The sequence below is a fragment of the Thermonema rossianum DSM 10300 genome (genome assembly GCF_000426825.1).
GTDB lineage: Bacteria > Bacteroidota > Bacteroidia > Cytophagales > Thermonemataceae > Thermonema > Thermonema rossianum.
Genome location: NZ_AUGC01000014.1, coordinates 1 through 18,850 on the forward strand (window position 1 = coordinate 1; position 18,850 = coordinate 18,850).

The window sequence follows — 18,850 nt, forward strand, 5'->3', positions numbered from 1 at the left end:
CCCTGTCATTTCGAGCGCAGCGAGAAATCTCTTTGCTTCTTGTGGCTTGGTTTGATGAGATTTCTCACCTCACTGCGTGAGATTCGAAATGACAAACTACGCTTGTGCTTCGCCCGGGATGGCAAAGGGAAAGCTCGGTTGGGCGGGGTGCCGGGGGTTTATGTCTCCGGCTGTCCGGCAGGTTTTTGCTGTTGCGCCCGGGGTTTATAGCGCCGAATAATGAGGCGGTTGCCTTTTTCATAGGTAAAATAACTCCACATCCAGTTGAGCATGACCAGTAGTTTATTGCGGAAACCACTGATGGCCAGCAAGTGCACCACAGACCACAGCCACCAAGCCAGACGCCCGGCCAAACGGCGCTTGCCTATGTCGGCAACGGCTTTGCGCTTGCCTACGGTCGCCATGCTGCCTTTGTCATGATACACAAAAGGACGCAGGGGCTGCCCTTCCAACAAACGCAACAGGTTGCCTGCCAGATGCCTGCCCTGTTGAATGGCGGGCTGTGCCACCATAGGGTGCCCTTTGGGGTAGGCATCGCTTACCATAGCAGCCACATCGCCAATGGCAAAGATGCGCTCAAAGCCTTTCACACGGTTGTATTCATCGACCAACAAGCGATTGCCGGCGCCCACCACTTCCCGTGGAATCCCGCCCGGATGGCTGCCCTTCACGCCGGCGGTCCAGATGACGGTGCGTGCCCGCAATGGTTCGCGGTCTTTGATGCGCACCGTTTCGCCGTCGTAGGATTGCACCATGGCGCCCAAGTCCACATGCACGCCCAAATCTTGCAGGTATTTCAGCGCCTTCTGCCCGGCTTTTTCCGACATGCCTGCCAACAGGCGGTTGCCGGCTTCCAGCAGGTAAATTTGCATGTCTTCTTGGTGCAATTCGGGATAGTCGGCAGGCAGGATATAACGCTTGAATTCGGCAAGTGCGCCTGCCATTTCCACGCCGGCGGGTCCACCGCCTACTACCACAAAGGTGGTGCAGGCTTGTTGTTCTTGTTTATCGCAGGTATAAACCGCCTGCTCCAGATTTTGCAGAATTAGGCTGCGCATATTCAGGGCGTCCCGGATACTTTTCATGCCGATAGCATTTGCCTGCACGTCGTGCAAGCCGAAGTAGTTGGTTTCACTACCGGTAGCTATCACCAAGTAATCGTATGCAATCCACCCTATGTCGGTGATGAGGCGGCGCCTCACGGCGTCTATTTCCAAGACTTCGGCCATACGGAAATAAAAACCGGGATAGCCCTTGAAGCGCTTGCGCAGGGGCATAGCAATGCTGTCGGGTTCTATGCCCGCCGATGCCACCTGATAGAGCAAGGGTTGGAATTGATGGAAGTTGTTTTTATCGATAAGCACCACCTGAAAACGCCCTTTGGGCAGGTGTTTGATAAGATTCATGCCGGCAAAACCGCCGCCGACTACTACCAGACGGGGCAGATTGGTGTCGGGCAGGCAAACGGGTTGAGTGGGGTAAGACATAGCTGCGTTTGTTATGGTTGTGACATCAGAGATTCAAAGTAGCGAATTAAACGCTGCCGTTCAAAGGAGGTGAGACGGGCTTCCGGATGCAGAGGGGTGTAGTAGGCAGGGGGCATGCTCCGGTCTTTGATTTGCGACACAATGGAATTCAGTTTGTTGCGACGCCGCCGGCTGCTGTAATCGCTCCATAAAGAGAAGTTCAGCTCTTCACGTCCCTCATGTATATGTTTGCGCACCCAGTATTTGCCCGGCTGCAGGTGGGCATACCAAGGCAAGCGCCCTTCATAGCTGTGACAATCATAGCAGGCAGCTCGAATCAAAGCAGCAAGTTCTGCCGGTGGCTTCACTTGGCGTATGAAATCTTTGTGACGCCACTCATGCGGCGGGGGTGCCTCAACAGCAGGGGCAGGCAGCAGCTGCATGAGAAAAACGATGCCTACTGCCCCTATTATCCATTGAAGTCTACGGCTCATGGTTTGTTTATTTCTGACTCTATCCGCCCACAGGCAGGCATTTTAGCGCCCATGTAGGGATTAGCAATCTCTTCTGTGGCACTTATCCAGTAGGCTCCTTTGTTGTTGAAAGCCATGGGGCAATGTGCCCAGTAGAGTTTTTGTTCTACCCCTTGTTTTTGCAACAGGTCCTTGATGTCTTGGCTCAAGATACTCAAATGCTCCCTTTGGTGATGGATTTCATCGATGCTTTCTTGTATATGACGTGCATGCTCCATGGCACTCTCCAGAATTTCTTTTATTTCTGCTTGTCCGGCAGCCGGCTGTTGTGCATGCTCTTTCAAGGCAGCTTCCAGCTGCTTGGCGGCTTCGCCCGCCTTTTCTGCGTCGTCGGCAGCAAGTGCCCGGCTCAATGCAAGGTAGCTATCCACGATGGCTTTCGTCGATACCGGCGATGCCTTCGCTTCGTCCGTGGTAGTTTCGGTGGATTGCTTGTGTTCTTTTTCTTTTTGCTTTGTGTTGCTCTCTGCTTCCGGCTTGCATGCCGCAAACAGCAACAATCCTAACATATAAATGAATAAGTGTTTTGCTTTCATGACTTTTAGAAGTTTGGTTAATTTTTTTAATACTCGCAATCAAGCAAGAGGCGGCAGGGAGCGAAGCCCCCTGCCATACTGAGACTGTCTTATTCGGTTTTTTGACCTTCAGTTTTTGCCTCTACTTTCTCAAGCGGCATATGACACACCGGGCATTCGCCTTCTTTGTCATACATCTTGTCTTTTTCGCACTTCATGGGGCATTGATACATCACCCCGGCTTGCTGCATGTGCTCTTCATGCATGCCTTCATGGCTTTCTTCTTTGTGCATGTCTTCGTGCATGCCTTCGTGCCCTTCTTCATGCATGGGCATTTGTTCGCTTTGCTGCTCCTGTTTTTCTTCTTGTTTTTCTTGTTTCTCGCCGGAGCAGGCGGTCAGGCTCATGGCAAAAGCCACGGCAAGAGCTACTACGATTTTTTTCATCATAACTTTTTTGTTTTTAAGGTTTAAAGATTTGAAAAAGAAGTATACTCAACACCAGCAAGCCCAGCAGGATGCTGATGATTTGATTGAGCCATTGTTTCCACTGTCTGGGCGGTCGATGGTTCTGAAAGGCATCTTTGCAACAATCTTTCATAGCGAATCCATGTTTTAAGCTTTACTGACGGGGTGTAAGCATTTGTTTCACCGAACCACAGCGCAGCATTTTGCTTCCAAAATAGGGATTCCGTATGTCTTTTTCACGGCTCAACCAATAGGCGCCCTCATTATTATCTGCCATGGGGCAGTGCTGCACATATAAAGTATCTTCAGCCACGGGCAGACGGCTTGCCCAAGCAATAAAGGCTTCGGAAAGAGGCAAGAAAGCACGACGCATGCTTTCTATGTCTTGGGTTTGGGCGATAGTTGCCGCTGCCGGTTGAATGCGCTCTGTCTGTTGCATCCAGAAGCCATGCATTTCGCCCTTCCATGCTTTCATGGGTATCTGTTTTAGATGGCGCAGCATGCTTTGTGCTGCCTTGCGGGCTGCCTCCCCGTCGTCATTGACCAAAGCGTTTTTCAGGCGGTCGTAGTCGTCAAGCAAAAGGCGCAAAGAGGGTAACAGGCTTGCAGGCACTGCATCCGCCTTCGTTTTGGAAGGGGAGGCCTCCGCATGCATGCCGCCATGATGATGCCCGGTGAAAGCTGCTCCCCCCTGCCGATTCATCATGCTTGGTTTTCCGGCAAGCTGGGCTGCCGCATCGATGGCAAAGGTGCCGTAAACGGCTATCTCTTCGCCTTCTTGCAAACCGCTTTCTATTTCGTAGAAGTCACCCAAAGAAGGACCCAGCACTACCTCCCGCATTTCGAAGTAAATGCCGCTGTCATGCCGGCTCATCACATATACCACCGAGCGCTTGCCCGTCCACATCACAGCCGTTTTGGGCACCAGCAGGGCTTGTGCCGCTTGCCGGCGGGCGGCTTGCACCTCTGCCACCACCAGCATACCGGGTTTCAACTGCCCGCCGGGGTTGGCTTGCACCACCCGGGCACGTGCCACGCGGCTTTGGGGATCCACTACCGGATCGATGTAATCGACGATGCCTTCGAAAGTTTTTCCCGGCAATGCTTGCAAATGATAGCTTACCCGCATGCCGCGCTGTATCCAGGGGAAGTCTTCTTCGTACACATCCAGCAGTACCCACACGGTAGAGAGATCGGCAATTTCAAAAAGGCTTTGCCCGGTGCTTACGTAATCGCCTACATTCACTTGCTTTCGCACCACATAGCCCGACACATTGGCAAGCACCGGAAATACCCGTTGCACGCTGCCTCCGGTTATGATGTGTTCTATCTGACGGTCGGTGAACTTCCAGCTGCGCAGTTTTTCCTTGGCGGCCTCCACCAGTGGCGAAGTGGTGCCTTGAAGGCGCACTGCCTGCAGCAATTCCTCTTGGGCGCTAATCAACTCGGGCGAATAGATATAAGCCATCACCTGCCCACGTTGCACATACTGCCCGGTAAAGTTTATCATCAGGCGCTCGACCCGCCCCGGAATGTGTGCCGGCTGTGTGGCCACGGTCTGCTCATTGACGGCCACCCGCCCATTGAGACGCAGCTGCTTGACCTGCTTCCCTTTTTCTACCTTGAAGGTTTGCACCTGCGCCAGTGCCATGGCCGTGGGTGTCATTTTTACTGCATAAGCAGGCGCTTGCCCACCATCATCAAGCGTATTGGCAGGCACCAAATCCATACCGCAAATAGGACATTTACCCGGTTCGTTTTGGCGTATTTGCGGGTGCATGGAACAAGTCCAAACTTGCGCCTGCGTGTGTGCGCCCTCATCATGGGCAACAGGCGCACGGTCAGGGGCTGAAGGACTGAGCCAATAACCCGCCAACAAACCGGCAGCAAACAACAATAAAGCCAACAGGCGGCGGTCTTTCAAATATCGAAGTATGGTTTTCATGACTGATGCAACTTTACTTGTTTTTTCAATAATTGAGCATTCAAAGCAACGATAATGGTACTTACACTCATCAATACACCACCAATGGCAGGGCTTAACATAATGCCCCAGGGGGCCAGCACACCGGCGGCCAAAGGCAAGGCAAAGAGATTATAGCCGGTAGCCCACCACAGGTTTTGGCGCATCTTGCGATAAGTAGCCCTGCCGAACACAATCAAATGCACAATGTCTTGCGGGTTGCTGTTTACCAAAATGATATCTGCCGTTTCGGCGGCAACGTCTGTGCCGGAACCTACGGCAATCCCCACATCGGCTTGTGCCAAAGCGGGCGCGTCATTTACTCCGTCGCCGGTCATGGCCACAAATTCACCTTGTTGTTGCAATTCCTTTACGATGCGCTGCTTTTCGTCGGGCAATACTTCGGCATAAAAGCCATCCAAGCCCAGCTTCTTGCTTACTGCCTCTGCCACGCGATGGCTGTCGCCGGTGGCCATGAATACTTTGATATGCATGCGATGCAGCTGCTCTACCGCCGGTTTTGACTCTTCACGCAAGGCATCTGCCAAAGCAAGATAACCGATTGGCTTCCCATCGTATATCAGCAACACTACCGTTTCGGTGCCATCGCCTTCTGCCTCTGCAGGCAAGTCGCCGTATTGCTCCTTGTAAAAAGCCGTATTGGTAATCATCAGCTCCTTCCCTTCATACTCTCCTCTAATCCCCTTGCCGGTAATATTTTCCACAGCTGTAACTTCTAAAAGAGACGCTCCCTCCTCTTGGGCTTTTTTCACTATGCCATGAGCAATGGGGTGCTCCGAGTGTTGTTCCAAAGAGGCAGCCAGCTGCAGTACCTTTTCTTTTGTGTAGTCAGGATGCAGGGAGCCACAACGCCGTACGCCAAAGTTGCCTTGGGTGAGCGTGCCGGTTTTGTCAAAAACCATCACACTGATTTTGCGGGCATTTTCAAAGGCAGTGCGGTTGCGAATAAGCAAGCCGTTTTGCGCTGAAATAGTAGTAGAAATAGCCACAACCAAAGGAACTGCCAAGCCCAATGCATGCGGACAGGCAATAATCATGACAGTAACGGCACGTTCCAAAGCAAAATCGAGCGGACTGCCGCTGCTCCACCAAATAATGAAGGTGAGCGCCCCCACTCCCAGCGCTATGTAGAAAAGCCATGCCGCGGCTTTGTCTGCCAAGTTTTGGGTTTTCGACTTGCTTTTTTGTGCCTCTTGTACCATGGCTATGACTTTGTTCAGGTAGGTGTCGTTGCCTACATGGGTAACGCGTACCACCAAAACGGCATGGTCGTTGACCGAACCCGCCGCCACCCGGTCACCCGCTTTCTTGGCTACCGGCACCGACTCTCCCGTAAGCATCGATTCGTTGACATAGCTCTCGCCTTCTATGACTTCGCCATCGGCAGGGATGCGCTCGCCGGGGCGTATCACTACTTCATCGCCCGCTTGCAAATGCTCTACTTTAACTTCTTCAAAGCTGCCATCCGGCTTGCGCCGCCGGGCAGTAGCCGGCAACAACTGGCTGAGTGCTTCCAGCGCCCGCGAAGCCCCCATGACAGACTTCATTTCGAACCAGTGTCCCAGTAGCATAATGTCAATGAGCGATGCCAATTCCCAAAAGAAAGGCTTACCTTCAACAAGTTGTAAAGCTACTGCGGTGCTGTAGAAATAAGCTACCGAAATAGCCAAAGCAACCAGGGTCATCATAGCGGGTTGACGGCGCCCCAGTTCCTGCTTCATACCTTTCAGAAAAGGAAGCCCTCCGTAAAAGAAAAGAGCCGTAGCCAAGGCGAGCTGTACATAAGCAGCCGGTGCCCACTGCCAAGAGATGCCCACCCATGACTGTAGCATGGGCGACAACAAAAGGATGGGCAAGGTAAGTATCAAAGAAATCCAGAAGCGGCGCCGGAAATCGGATACCATATGGGCGTGATGGTCATGCCCGTGGTTGTGCTCCTGCGCATGTCCATGATGATGGGCATGCTGTGTGTGGTTATCGTGTTTAGAGGCGTGTTGATTCATGATATTAGTAGGTTTGTGTGTTCAGATATTCCCAGTCGGCTTTGGCTTTTTGAAAGCGCACATAAGCCGATATTTGCTTTTTCTTGTATTCGAACAGCTGCTGCTGCACCCGGAGCACTTCCTCAAAATCGCTTTGACCTTGCCCGTAGGCTGTCAGCAACAACTGCAGGGTTGTGTGTACTTTGTCGATGTTTTCGCCATAAAGCCGGTAGTAACGGTAACTTTCCCACAGTTCAAACTGCACTTGGGCAGCTTGGCTCTGCAACTCATTGAGCGTTTGGCGCATTTCATATTCCACGCTTTGTTGACGGGCAAGGGCTTCGGCTTCGGCTGCCCGGTAGCGCTTGCCCCACAGGGGCAAAGACACCGACAGCATGGGCATGAGTATGTCGCGCCCGTTTTGCTCTACATTCATGTCTTGACGCTTGCTTACCACCACATAATCAAGCCCCAGCCCAAAACGTGGTTTGCGCTGCAGCTTTGCCAAGGTCTGTTGTTCTGCTGCGGCTGCCTGCAGGTGCTCCAGCGCTTGTACCCGCGGGTGGGCATCCGCCATCAGGCTATCGACTGCCAACAAAAGGCTGTCAGGTGGCAGTAAGGTATCGGGCGGCAACAGGCGGGTGCTGTCTGGGCGGTTGAGCATGCGGTTGAGTTGTACCTGCCATGGATAGGCTTTTTGTTTGAGGGCTTCCAAACTAAGGCGCGCTTCCTGCAATTGCACATCCAGGCGCAGGTAGTCTGCCATGGAAGCCTTTCCCGATGCCAGGCGGCTGCGTAAAATAGGCTCATATTGCTCCAGCCACTGTACATTTTCCAATTCAATGGCATACCAAGCCTGCCACTCAAACCACGCCCAGTAGGTCTTGCTGAAAAGCATCCACTCACGAGCTGCCCCGGCTTGCCAGTATAAGGCTTGCGCCCGGGCTTCGGCAGCGGCCGCACGCCGCCCGGCTTTCAATGTGCCCCACCAAGGCAACATTTGATTGACAGACAAACGCAGGCGCTGTGCACCCAAACGGGTTTCTACAGGTAACAAAAACCAGCCAACGCTTACAGTGGGTTCAGCCAAATAACCGGCCTGCAGGCTGCGTTGCCGGTAAGCCTCTACCATCTTACGCTGCGCTTGCAAGGCGGGATTTTGCTCTATGAGCTGCCGGCGGTAGAGCTCCGGTATTTGGGCACGGACCACCCCAGCCATCATCACGAACAGCAGTGCCAAACCGTATTTATGCATTGTTTTTGTTTTCATGTCGTTTCATTTTCAGAGATTCACGCCAATATACCAATACAGGCACCAGGAAGTAAGAGCTGATGTCGATGAGCATGCCGCCCATGGTAGGGATAGCCATGGGAATCATGATGTCGGCGCCGCGCCCGGTAGAAGTGAGCACGGGCAGCAAGGCAATGGCAGTGGTGGCCGTGGTCATGGCACATGCCCGTATGCGGCGGGCTCCCCCTTCGATGACTGCCTCCTTGAGGGCTTGCATGCCGTCAGGGCGGTTCTTTTTCAAAGATTCCCGCAAATAAGTGCTCATCAATACACCGTCGTCGGTAGATATGCCAAAGAGCGCAATGAAGCCTACCCAAATGGCTACACTCAGGTTGATGGGGTGCATGCCAAACAGATGGCGAAGATTTTGCCCAAACAGGGTAAAATCGGCAAACCAGGGCTGTCCCCACAACCAAATGAGTACAAAGCCACCACTGAAGGCTATTGCCACCCCGGTGAAGACCATCAGTGCCATGGATACTTCGCGCAGTTGCAAGTAGAGAATCAGGAAAATAAGCACCAAAACCAGCGGCAGAATGACGGCAAGGCGTTTTTCGGCGCGCACTTGGTTTTCATAACTGCCCGAAAATTTGAAACTCACCCCGGCAGGCACTTTCAACTCTCCTGCTGAAATGCGCTGTTCAATAGCCCGGCGGGCTGCTTCCACCACCTCCACTTCGGAAAAGCCATCTCTTTTATCAAACAGCACATAACTCACCAAGAAGGTATCTTCACTCTTGATGGCTTGCGGTCCTTGGGTGTACTCTATTTCTACGACCTGCTCCAAAGGTATTTGTGCGCCTGTGGGTGTGGCAATCAAGGTTTTGGCAATGGCTTCGGGTGTGTCGCGCAATTCCCGCGGGTAACGCACCCGCACCGGGTAGCGCTCGCGTCCTTCGACCGTGGTGCTCAGCGGCATGCCGCCGATGGCCACTTCTATAAACTGCAGGATATCTTCCACCTTCAAACCGAAGCGGGCAGCTTCTTCACGCTTGATGCGCAGTTGCAGGTAAGGCTTGCCTATCACGCGGTCGGCAAACACAGCTTCTGCCTTCACTGAAGGCACCTGTTTGAGTATTTTTTCCAGCTCGAAGCCGAACTGTTCGATGGTTTTCAGGTCGGGACCGTACACTTTGATACCCATGGGCGCACGCATGCCTGTCTGAAGCATCACCAGGCGTGTTTCTATGGGCTGCAATTTGGGTGCGGAAGTGAGTCCCGGTATTTGCGTGCGTGCCGCTATCTCTTGCCATATGTCATCGGGCGACTGAATGTGGGCACGCCAGTTGCGAAAGTACAGCCCCCCGTCGTCGGGGATGAGCTCCTGTGGCGACACCCCGGCCGCCAGGGCTTCTTCGTTGGTGTAGGCCTTGCCCGAACGGGTTACGAAGCGCCCGGCTTCATCTACCTTAAAGCGTACACGGTGCCCCTTATCGTCAACTACATACTCCGGCTTGTAGTTGATGATATTTTCAAACATAGACAAGGGCGCAGGGTCTAAGGCAGACTCTACCCGCCCGGCTTTGCCTACGACCAACTCCACCTCCGGGATGCCGGCCAGCAGCATATCAACTTGTGCAAGCACCTCGCGGTTGTGTTCCACCCCGGCATGCGGCATATTGGTAGGCATCAGCAAGAAGCTGCCTTCATCCAACGAAGGCATAAACTCTTCGCCAATACCGGGAAAAGCATGCACCATGGTACTCCACAGAGCAGTGGTGCGTATGTTCCACCCCACGGCATCGAAACCACGCGCCACCCAACCAAACAAACTTTGAAAGCCCAGCCACACCAGCAATCCCCAAAGCAGCAAGGTCGAGGGAATCGCCAGATAGATGTTTTTGTGTTCCAAACACCACGCAAGCATGGGACGGTAATAGCGCTCCAAAAGGGTAAACAGCAGCAAGACACTGCCCGCCATCAAAGCCACCATCAACATGTTTTGCCAAAAAGGGCGCGCAGCACCCAAAGGCATCCAGTAGTCTGCCAGCAACCACAGCACCGCAAAGACGGCAATCAGAACGGCACCATATTGGCGGTTGAAGGCTGCCACCGCAGGGGGCAGACGCTTCTGCAGGAAGGGCAGTTCCAAAAGAGCGCGAAAAGCAAACAAAGACAGCACCACGGCAGCCCAAGTGCTTGCCACCCACCAGGAAAGCAATGCTACGGGCAGAAGCAGCAGGCGCACCCAACGCAGTTTGCTTTTATCGAAACGTACGCCAAAGAACCAATGAGCAAAAGCCGGCAAGATGAGCAATGCCACCAAAAGGGAGGCCACCAGTGCAAACGTCTTGGTATATGCCAAGGGGTGAAACAATTTGCCCTCGGCGGCTTGCAGTGCAAACACCGGCAAGAAACTGATGACGGTAGTAGCTACGGCCGTCAAGATGGCACCCGACACTTCGGCGGCGCCTTTATACACCGTTTCGCGCATGCTTTGCCCCGGCGGTGCCTGCTCTATTTGCTGAATGATGCTTTCGGAAAGCACGATGCCCAAATCGACCATGGTGCCTATGGCAATGGCAATACCCGACAAAGCCACAATGTTGGCATCGATGCCAAAATAGCGCATGGCAATAAAGCACATCAGCACGGCTATGGGCAGCAAGGAAGAAATCAGCACCGACGCCCGCAAATTCAACACCATTGCTACCACCACCAGTATGGAAATCAGGATTTCGAGCGTCAGAGCTTCTTCCAAAGTGCCGAGGGTTTCGTAAATGAGCGTGGAACGGTCATAAAAAGGCACGATGGTCAGCCGGCTCACGCGCCCGTCTGACAGCTTCTTTTCAGGCAAGCCGGGCGCTATCTCCCGTATCTTTTCTTTTACTTTTTGAATCACCTCCAGCGGATTGGCGCCATAGCGGGCAACAACCACGCCTCCTACCACTTCGGCACCTTCCTTGTCGAGCAGACCGCGGCGGGGAGCCGGACCTACACGCACCCAAGCGATGTCTTTCAGGCGTATGGGCGTGCCTTCACGCAAGGTAACCACCGCCTCTTCCAGGTCTTTTACAGTTTTGACATACCCCAAGCCCCGCACCAGATATTCTGCGCGGTTCACCTCAATGGTGCGGGCGCCGGCGTCACGGTTCGCGCGCCGCACCGCTTCTACCACCTCTTTCAAGGTGATGCCGTACAGTTTCAGGGCATCAGGGTTTACTTCTATTTGATACTCTTTCACAAAACCACCAATAGAAGCTACTTCCGACACGCCCTCCACCGAGTTCAAGGCATAGCGCACGTAGTAATCCTGGACGCTGCGCAGTTCGTGCAGGTCCCAACCACCGGTGGGATGTCCCTGCTCGTCGCGCCCTTCGAGTGTGTACCAGAATACCTGCCCCAAAGCGGTGGCATCGGGTCCCAAGGCAGGCTGCACGCCCGGGGGCAACAAGCCCGCGGGCAGGGCGTTCAGTTTTTCCAAGATGCGTGCCCGCGACCAGTAAAAATCCACATCCTCGTTGAAGATGATGTAAATGCTTGAAAAACCAAACATAGAAGTGCTGCGGATGGTCTTCACCCCCGGCACGCCCAACAAGTAAGTAGTAAGCGGATAGGTGATTTGGTCTTCCACGTCTTGCGGCGAGCGCCCCTCCCATTCCGTGAACACAATTTGCTGGTTCTCACCTATATCAGGAATGGCATCCACGGGCACCGGGTCGCGTGGCAAAGCGCGCAGAAAGTCCCAGTCGAAAGGGGCTGTAAGCAAGCCCCAGCCAACGAAAATCAATAAAACAAGTACGGTAAACAGTTTATTTTCAAGGAAGAAACGAATAATAGCGTTCAGCATACGTCTGTACGTTTTGGTTGAAAGCACAAAAACAAAAGCACAGCCGGCAGGCAACAAACTACCTGCGGCTTACCAAGACGTATGCCGGTCTATATTCTCCATTGACGCAAAAGGCGCAACCACTGCCTGCCCTTTCGCCGCGGGGGCGAAAAAACGGCAAGGGGCACGGGCGCCTGCAAAAGACGGCGAAGAAAAACGGTGGGAACGAAAACAACCAACAACAGCACCCACACGGGCGAAGCCAAAGGCAAGGCGGCCTGTGAAGGTGTGTAATCTTCTTTCAGCTGCAAAAGGTGCCACTCATTGGTGCAACAGGCGGCTTTCGAAAGCGCTTCGCCGGGGCAGGGGCTGCCTTCAGCTTGTATCTGCTCCATGCCGCAGCCTTCGGGCTGCACCACAATGCCCCTCTGCTCTTTTACCAGATGGCTGCCGCAGTAATGACGCCACACGCTCACGCCGGTTTGGCTGAGCAGCATCACCATGGCAAACCATATGGACAAAAAGGCTTTCATGAACAAGTGAGCATGGGGCTTGATTCTTTCGTAAAACTAAAAAATACCGGACTTAGTTCCAAAACAACAACGAAGCCAAAGCTTGCGTGTGTGCGAGTACAGCAACAAAAAAACAAAAGAAAGCTTTGTTCTTTAACAGAAGCCCGGTTCCCTATTCCATTTTTTTCCTAACTTTGATAACGGTTCAATCCTCAAAATCAAAACCATAACTATGCACCGGGTGACTCAATTGATTATACTATGCTGTTGCGCGCTGCTGCTTGCAAACACAACCCAAGCGCAGACCATACGCCTTAGTGGCGACAGCTGGGAAACTACCGAAAAACGCGGGGTAGGACGAATCACCATCACTTACATAGAAACGCCTCTGTTTATCTACAAGAATGAAGCAGGCAAACTCAGCGGTTTATGTGTGGATATTCTCAAAGAGTTTATTCTGTTTCTTGAAAAAGAGAAAGGGGTGCGTGTCATTCTCTCTATTTACAAACCCAACGACGACTTCAATATCTTTCTAAGCAACGTCATCAATGCCGAAGGCGGTGTATTTGGCTTGGCCAACATCACCATCACCGATGCCCGCAAGAAAGTGATGAAATTCACACGCCCTTATATTAAAAACCGGGCGCTGCTTGCTTCGCATGAATCGTTGCCTACCCTGTATAACCTGACCGACATGCCGGAAGTATTTGCCGGTTGCACGGCCTTCACCGTACGCAACTCCACTTTCGAACAAGACCTGCTGGAGTTGAAGCAAAAATACTTCCCCGAAATGTCTATAGAATATATAAGCTCGGCGGCTACTCTGGTATATAGGATAGCCGAAACCCCTCAGTCCTTTGGAAAAATAGACTTCCCCTATTATGTAGAGGCAAACAAACAAAAATTGCCCGTGAAAGTGCACCCGGTAGGCAGCACTTACGAAGACTTTGGATTTATTATGCCTCTTAATTCCGACTGGAAAGGCGTATGGGACGAATTCCTTGAAGGCTTTGTGGGCAGCACACGTTATCGCCAATTGCTGATAAAGCACTTTGGCAAAGCTCCCACCGAACTTTTGCTGGGCACTGACACTCCCTAAAAACCCAAACATCCATGCCTTACACCTACGACTATCCGCGCCCTGCCCTCACCGCCGACATCCTCCTGCTGGGTATCGACCGGGAAGGGAAGCCGCATTTGCTGCTCATCGAGCGGAAACGCCCTCCTTTTGCCGGCTGCTGGGCATTGCCCGGCGGTTTCATGGACGAGCACGAAAGCATAAAACAAGCCGCCGCGCGCGAGCTGCAGGAAGAAACCGGCTTGAAAAACTTGGCGCTGTATCAATGGCGTGTTTACAGCGCTCCCGGGCGTGACCCCCGCGGACGGGTAGTTTCGGTGGTGTTCTTGGGCGTCTGCCAAATGGACGAAGCAAAGGCAGTGGCGCATGATGATGCTGCCGCTTTGCAGTGGTGGGCACTCGACGACCTGCCCCCCCTGGCTTTCGACCACCGGCAAATCGTCACCGATGCGTTCGATTACTTACGAAAGCTGTCGGACAGCAGCCTGCATCATTTGCACCCGGCATTGGCTGCCTGCCGCCGGCAATGGATGCCATGGCTTCCATGAGCAAGAAAAATAAAAAAGGGCATCTCAAACAGATGCCCTTTCGAAGTGGAACGGGGCGGACTCGAACCGCCGACACAAGGATTTTCAGTCCTTTGCTCTACCACCTGAGCTACCGCTCCGTGTTTTGTTCCGATTTGCAATGCAAATTTAGAGCAAACATTCTATATTTACAAACAATTTTATGCAAAAAATTTAACATTAAACCAAAAAACGTTGGCTATGAGTTATTTACCTCAAATTCTTTTTGCGCTCTGTTTAGGTGCAGCCGGCTTCTTTATCGCCAGAAGGGTGAATTTTATCCGGAAAGCCATTCTTCTCGGTAAAAAAAAGCCGGTCAATGACAGAAAAAGCGAGCGCTTCCGTCGCATGCTGCTGTTGGCTTTCGGGCAGAAAAAAATGTTTGACAAACCCTTGGTAGGCATCATGCACTTTATCGTGTATGCCGGCTTTTTGATTATCAACATCGAAGTGCTGGAAATCATACTGGACGGCATCACCGGTGCACACCGTCTGTTTGCCCCCTATTTGGGCAGTGCATACAGCTGGCTCATTAACCTGTTCGAGCTGTTTGCCGTGGGCGTGATTGTTACCTGTGCCATTTTCCTCATCCGCCGCAATGTATTGAAAGTACCCCGTTTCTGGTCGGCCGAAATGAAAAAATGGCCCCGCTTGGATGCCAACCTCATTCTCATCTTCGAAATTACCCTCATGTGGTTTTTCCTTAGTATGAATGCAGCGGATTCCATTCTGCAAAGCCGTGGCGTAGAGCACTATGTGCAAGTAGGCAGCTTCTGGTTCAGCCAATGGCTGCAGCCTCTGTTTGAAAACATGGACACCTCCACCCTCGTATTTTATGAGCGTTTTGCATGGTGGTTCCACATTTTGGGCATCTTTGGCTTTGCCATTTATGTTACCTACTCCAAGCATCTGCACATAGCCCTTGCCTTCCCCAATACTTATTTTGCTTCGCTGGAGCCGAAGGGTAAAATGCCCAACATGGACGAGGTAACCAAAGAAGTGAAAATTGCCTTGGGACTGGCACAAGCAGACAACAGCCCGGCACCCGAGCGCTTCGGTGCCAAAGACGTGACCGACCTCAACTGGATTCAGCTGATGAGTGCCTTCAGCTGTACCGAGTGCGGGCGATGCACGGCCAACTGCCCCGCCAACATTACCGGCAAGAAGCTCTCGCCCCGCAAAATCATGATGGATACGCGCGACCGTGCCGAAGAGGTAGTGCGCCAATTGCAAGAAGGCAAGTCGCTTGAAAAGATTAAGGAAGAAAAAAGCTTGTACGGTGACTATATCACCAAAGAAGAAATCATGGCCTGCACCACCTGCAACGCTTGTGTGGAAGCCTGTCCGGTGAGCATCAACCCGCTGTCCATCATCTTGGATATCCGCCGCTATGTGGCCATGGAAGAAGGCGATACCCCCAACGAATGGAACATGATGTTCAATAACTTGGAAACCAGCATGTCGCCTTGGAAGTTCCCCCCCACCGACCGCTTCAACTGGGTGGAACTGGTCAATAAAGACTAAAGCGGGCGTTTTACAGTCCTTTCTTCTCATTTTCAACTTCATCAAAAACTGAACTTAAAAGATTTGAATCATGAGTGAACAAATAAAAGTACCGACCTTAGCCGAATTGCAAGCACAAGGCGAAAGCCCCGAAATCGTCTTTTGGGTAGGCTGCGCCGGCTCTTTTGATGAGCGATACAAAAAAGTAACGGCCACCATCTGCAAAATACTGCACAAGGTGGGCATTAAGTTTGCCGTGCTGGGCACCGAAGAGAACTGCACGGGCGACCCTGCACGCCGCGCGGGCAATGAATTTCTGTTTCAAATGCAAGCCATCAGCAATGTGGAAACGCTGAACATGTACGGGGTGAAGAAAATCGTGACGGCTTGCCCCCACTGTTTCAACACACTGAAAAATGAGTATCCCGACTTGGGCGGTAATTATGAGGTGATTCACCACACGCAGCTGCTGCAAGAACTGATTGACAGCGGCAAGTTGCGCATCAAAGAAGGTGGTCCCTTCAAAGGCAAACGCCTGACTTACCACGACTCGTGCTACTTGGGGCGTGCCAATGATGTGTATGAAGCCCCACGCGAGGTCATTGAAAGCCTGGACGCCAACCTTGTAGAGATGAAGCGCTCGCGCCGTTTCGGTCTGTGTTGTGGTGCCGGTGGTGCACAGATGTTTAAAGAACCGGAAGAAGGCAAAAAGGATATCAACATAGAGCGTATAGAAGAAGCACTTGACACACAGCCCGAAGCAGTGGTTGCCAACTGCCCCTTCTGCCTGGTGATGCTGACCGACGGGGTAAAGAACAAAGAAAAAGAAGACAGCATCAAAGTGTATGATTTGGCAGAACTGGTTTGGATGTCACAAGAATAGCCCTCCTGCTTGCCAAACATACGAAGTCCGGGCATGTGCATGGCTTGCCCGGACTTTTTTGTGCTCTTTACACAGCCTTCAAATGCAGTTCGCTGCTCTTTACAAAATGAGCGCCTTGTTGCTTCAAAGCCTCGTAGATGGGTTGTGCCAAATGCCCCAAGCCTTCTACATCGGACATGCAGTCTTCTATGATATGCAGTTTTTTGACCATCGCGGGGCGGTAATTCATGATTTGCTTGAGGCTGGTTGCTACACAGTGCGATTTGGCTTCGCCGGCTACCCATATGTGAGCATAGGCGTCTAAGGCATCCAAAAAAGCTTCGTTCAGTTGGGTCTCGGGGGCATCCAGGCGGGGCACTTGTGCCTGAAACACGCCAAAGTGTTCGGTAAGCGGGTGCGTCCCCTTCACCACTACTTCATAGTTTTTGCCGTGATGCCGCGCCCAAGTGGTGCAAGCCTGCGCTACGGACGGATACAAAGCATTGCCTTTGGTGCCCCACAAGCAGTGTTCGGGCCAAATAAAATGTGGATATTCGCCTTGTGCTTCCAGCTGCTCGAGGTATGCCAAAGCCTCTTCGGGCGCAAAGCGGGCTTTCCATTTTCCCGCCTTCACTTCGGCCGCCGTAATTTGGGTAAAGGGCTTGGGGGGATTGCCGTGGGCATCTACCCAGAAAGAGGGGTGTGCAATATCATTCACATGGTGCGTATCCAAGGTAATGTAGAGGGCATCGATGTGCTCAATCTCATGCAATATCAAGTTGGCAAGCCGGTTCATGTCTTTGTCGGCACCGGGCACATAAAGGGCGCCTTCGGGCGAGCAAAAGTCTTGTTGTGCATCGATGATCAAAAATGCATGCTCTTTAGGTTTCATAGGGTTGTTTGTTTTTTTGAATACTGTTTGAATTTACAAATTCAATTGAATGTTGAGCACGCCTTTGGCCAGAAAAGTAACCAATAAATTATCCGGTGCGATATTTACTTCATGTGGCAGCAAGTCGTGCACTTCGCCATTGACCAGCAGCATTTCGTGGGGGCGGTAGTTGCTGAGCATGGTGTTTATTTGCCGGCGGGCTTCGGTCAGCTCTGCCTCCAAAGGAAAGCGGCAATAAGCCTCTATCTTTTTACGAAAGCTGCCATGCAGCAACCAGTTGGCCGATTTTATTAAAAAGCTTTTCGTTTGCAGGTCGAAATCCACCTCATCCAAAAATACTTCTTGGCGCTGTGGGTCATAAGCCGGTTTGCCCTGCAAATACAGCTTGCCGGTATAGCTCCCCTCCATGTCCAAAGCGATAATCAGGGACTCGTTGCTGCCGTAGAGGGCTATGTCGCGTATGGTTACCGACTTTCGCCCGCTGCTGAAGGAGTCACCTATGTAGCGGGTGCGCAAAAGGTCCGTTGCCTTGGCTAAGGAAATCCCTACGGGCAGGTATATTTCAAAGTGGTTGTCCGGGTTGTTCAAGTTCAAAAGGGGCGGCAAAGGCTTGCGGGCGGGCGTTGCCGGCTTCTCGCCTATGACCGTTCGCGACACAAAACGGAAACTCAGAGCGGAAGTTAAACCATAAGGCCGCGCTTCGATGGGCGCCATGGCTACTGCCCGGGGTTCCACCACCAACCAAGTGTGGTATTCGGGCGACAGTTCAAACACGCCGGTCATGGCGTCCCATGCCGGCTGAATGTATTCTTTAAGTTGTATGTTCTTTTCTATTTCTTCATCCAGCACTTTGCTTAAAGCTGCTTGCTGTTCTTTGATGAGCTTCCCGATGGGTTCTTCGAGTGAGAAATTCAAGCCAGCTATGGAAAAAGAGGGCTTTTCTACCCATCGAAAACCATGGGGGCGCGTTTGGGCATCGGTAGCCCACCCCGAAGTAAAAGAGAGGCGGGTAGCAAAGGAAAGGTCTAAGGCGAAATTCAGGCTGCGGGCAACAGTCCACGCACTCACCTCCGCATGAATGCGCAAAGGCACGGTGGTGATGAGCTCCTCCCCCCTGCCGTAAAAAGAGATGGGGGCGCGTTTATACACCCGCAAATAGATGGTTTCAATCCCCGTCTGTGAAAAACGGTCTTCGTAAAGCAAGGCGGGCAGCTGTGCATTGACAAAACCGGACAATGAACGGAAAGGAAGCTCAAGACGGGCACTTGCCGTAGAAACCAAGGGCTCCACAACAGGCGTATGGTAGTAAGGGGCAGGCGGCGGGGGCGACAACAACTGTTTCTTTGAGCGACACTGTGTCATGCACAGTATGACACACAACAGCAAGACCCGAACCATACCGTGCTTTGGCATAAAAGTAGCTGCAGGCA

Annotated in this window: 16 protein-coding genes and 1 tRNA gene; 4 read left to right on the forward strand and 13 right to left on the reverse strand. The window is 52.4% G+C overall.

Features of this window, described 5'->3' with window-relative positions:
- Positions 1-158: 158 nt before the first annotated feature.
- From K384_RS09875 to K384_RS09915, 10 genes are all read right to left on the reverse strand, one after another.
- Positions 159-1,487, reverse strand: coding sequence for an NAD(P)/FAD-dependent oxidoreductase (locus K384_RS09875; protein ID WP_038031906.1), 1,329 nt, complete (start codon positions 1,485-1,487; stop codon positions 159-161).
- Between the two features lie 11 nt (positions 1,488-1,498).
- Positions 1,499-1,960 carry a heme-binding domain-containing protein gene (locus K384_RS09880; RefSeq protein WP_038031907.1) on the reverse strand — a complete coding sequence of 154 codons (462 nt, stop codon included), beginning with the start codon at positions 1,958-1,960 and terminating at the stop codon, positions 1,499-1,501.
- Positions 1,957-2,535, reverse strand: a complete 579-nt coding sequence (locus K384_RS09885; RefSeq protein ID WP_051633309.1) for a DUF3347 domain-containing protein — start codon at positions 2,533-2,535, stop codon at positions 1,957-1,959. Before K384_RS09885 ends, K384_RS09880 begins: the two co-directional genes overlap by 4 nt.
- Positions 2,536-2,624: 89 nt before the next feature.
- Entirely contained in the window at positions 2,625-2,963 is a 339-nt protein-coding gene (locus K384_RS09890; protein ID WP_157630127.1) for a hypothetical protein, read from the reverse strand.
- A gap of 13 nt (positions 2,964-2,976) precedes the next feature.
- Positions 2,977-3,114 (reverse strand): hypothetical protein, encoded by a 138-nt coding sequence (locus K384_RS13760; protein WP_157630128.1) that lies wholly within the window; start codon positions 3,112-3,114, stop codon positions 2,977-2,979.
- A 21-nt stretch (positions 3,115-3,135) separates the two neighbouring features.
- Positions 3,136-4,926 carry an efflux RND transporter periplasmic adaptor subunit gene (locus tag K384_RS09895; RefSeq protein WP_038031910.1) on the reverse strand — a complete coding sequence of 597 codons (1,791 nt, stop codon included), beginning with the start codon at positions 4,924-4,926 and terminating at the stop codon, positions 3,136-3,138.
- Positions 4,923-6,968 carry a copper-translocating P-type ATPase gene (locus tag K384_RS09900; protein WP_038031911.1) on the reverse strand — a complete coding sequence of 682 codons (2,046 nt, stop codon included), beginning with the start codon at positions 6,966-6,968 and terminating at the stop codon, positions 4,923-4,925. The genes K384_RS09895 and K384_RS09900 overlap by 4 nt, the downstream gene beginning before the upstream one ends.
- Positions 6,969-6,972: 4 nt before the next feature.
- Positions 6,973-8,217: a TolC family protein gene (locus K384_RS09905; protein WP_084147198.1), complete on the reverse strand. Its 1,245-nt coding sequence runs from the start codon at positions 8,215-8,217 to the stop codon at positions 6,973-6,975.
- Complete coding sequence (locus tag K384_RS09910; RefSeq protein ID WP_038031913.1) at positions 8,195-12,028, reverse strand: efflux RND transporter permease subunit; 3,834 nt, start codon at positions 12,026-12,028, stop codon at positions 8,195-8,197. The genes K384_RS09905 and K384_RS09910 overlap by 23 nt, the downstream gene beginning before the upstream one ends.
- An 89-nt stretch (positions 12,029-12,117) precedes the next feature.
- Complete coding sequence (locus K384_RS09915) at positions 12,118-12,540, reverse strand: HYC_CC_PP family protein (protein WP_038031914.1); 423 nt, start codon at positions 12,538-12,540, stop codon at positions 12,118-12,120.
- 211 nt (positions 12,541-12,751) lie between these two features.
- On the opposite strand from K384_RS09915, the gene K384_RS09920 reads away from it, so the two are divergent.
- Both K384_RS09920 and K384_RS09925 read left to right on the forward strand, forming a co-directional pair.
- A complete protein-coding gene (locus K384_RS09920; RefSeq protein WP_038031916.1) occupies positions 12,752-13,618 on the forward strand; it encodes a substrate-binding periplasmic protein in 867 nt (288 codons plus the stop codon).
- 14 nt (positions 13,619-13,632) lie between these two features.
- Positions 13,633-14,145 carry an NUDIX domain-containing protein gene (locus K384_RS09925; RefSeq protein WP_071837489.1) on the forward strand — a complete coding sequence of 171 codons (513 nt, stop codon included), beginning with the start codon at positions 13,633-13,635 and terminating at the stop codon, positions 14,143-14,145.
- 46 nt (positions 14,146-14,191) lie between these two features.
- Here K384_RS09925 and K384_RS09930 read toward each other — a convergent pair.
- Positions 14,192-14,264: transfer RNA gene (locus K384_RS09930), tRNA-Phe, on the reverse strand.
- Positions 14,265-14,364: 100 nt separating this feature from the next.
- Here K384_RS09930 and K384_RS09935 point away from each other — a divergent pair.
- Both K384_RS09935 and K384_RS09940 read left to right on the forward strand, forming a co-directional pair.
- Entirely contained in the window at positions 14,365-15,687 is a 1,323-nt protein-coding gene (locus tag K384_RS09935) for a (Fe-S)-binding protein (protein ID WP_038031918.1), read from the forward strand.
- Positions 15,688-15,757: 70 nt separating this feature from the next.
- Positions 15,758-16,549, forward strand: coding sequence for a (Fe-S)-binding protein (locus K384_RS09940; protein WP_038031920.1), 792 nt, complete (start codon positions 15,758-15,760; stop codon positions 16,547-16,549).
- Between the two features lie 67 nt (positions 16,550-16,616).
- Here the strand turns inward: K384_RS09940 and K384_RS09945 are convergent, their stop codons facing one another.
- Both K384_RS09945 and K384_RS09950 read right to left on the reverse strand, forming a co-directional pair.
- Positions 16,617-17,420, reverse strand: coding sequence for a cysteine hydrolase family protein (locus tag K384_RS09945; protein WP_038031922.1), 804 nt, complete (start codon positions 17,418-17,420; stop codon positions 16,617-16,619).
- 33 nt (positions 17,421-17,453) lie between these two features.
- Complete coding sequence (locus K384_RS09950; protein ID WP_169737644.1) at positions 17,454-18,818, reverse strand: DUF4403 family protein; 1,365 nt, start codon at positions 18,816-18,818, stop codon at positions 17,454-17,456.
- Positions 18,819-18,850: the final 32 nt, after the last annotated feature.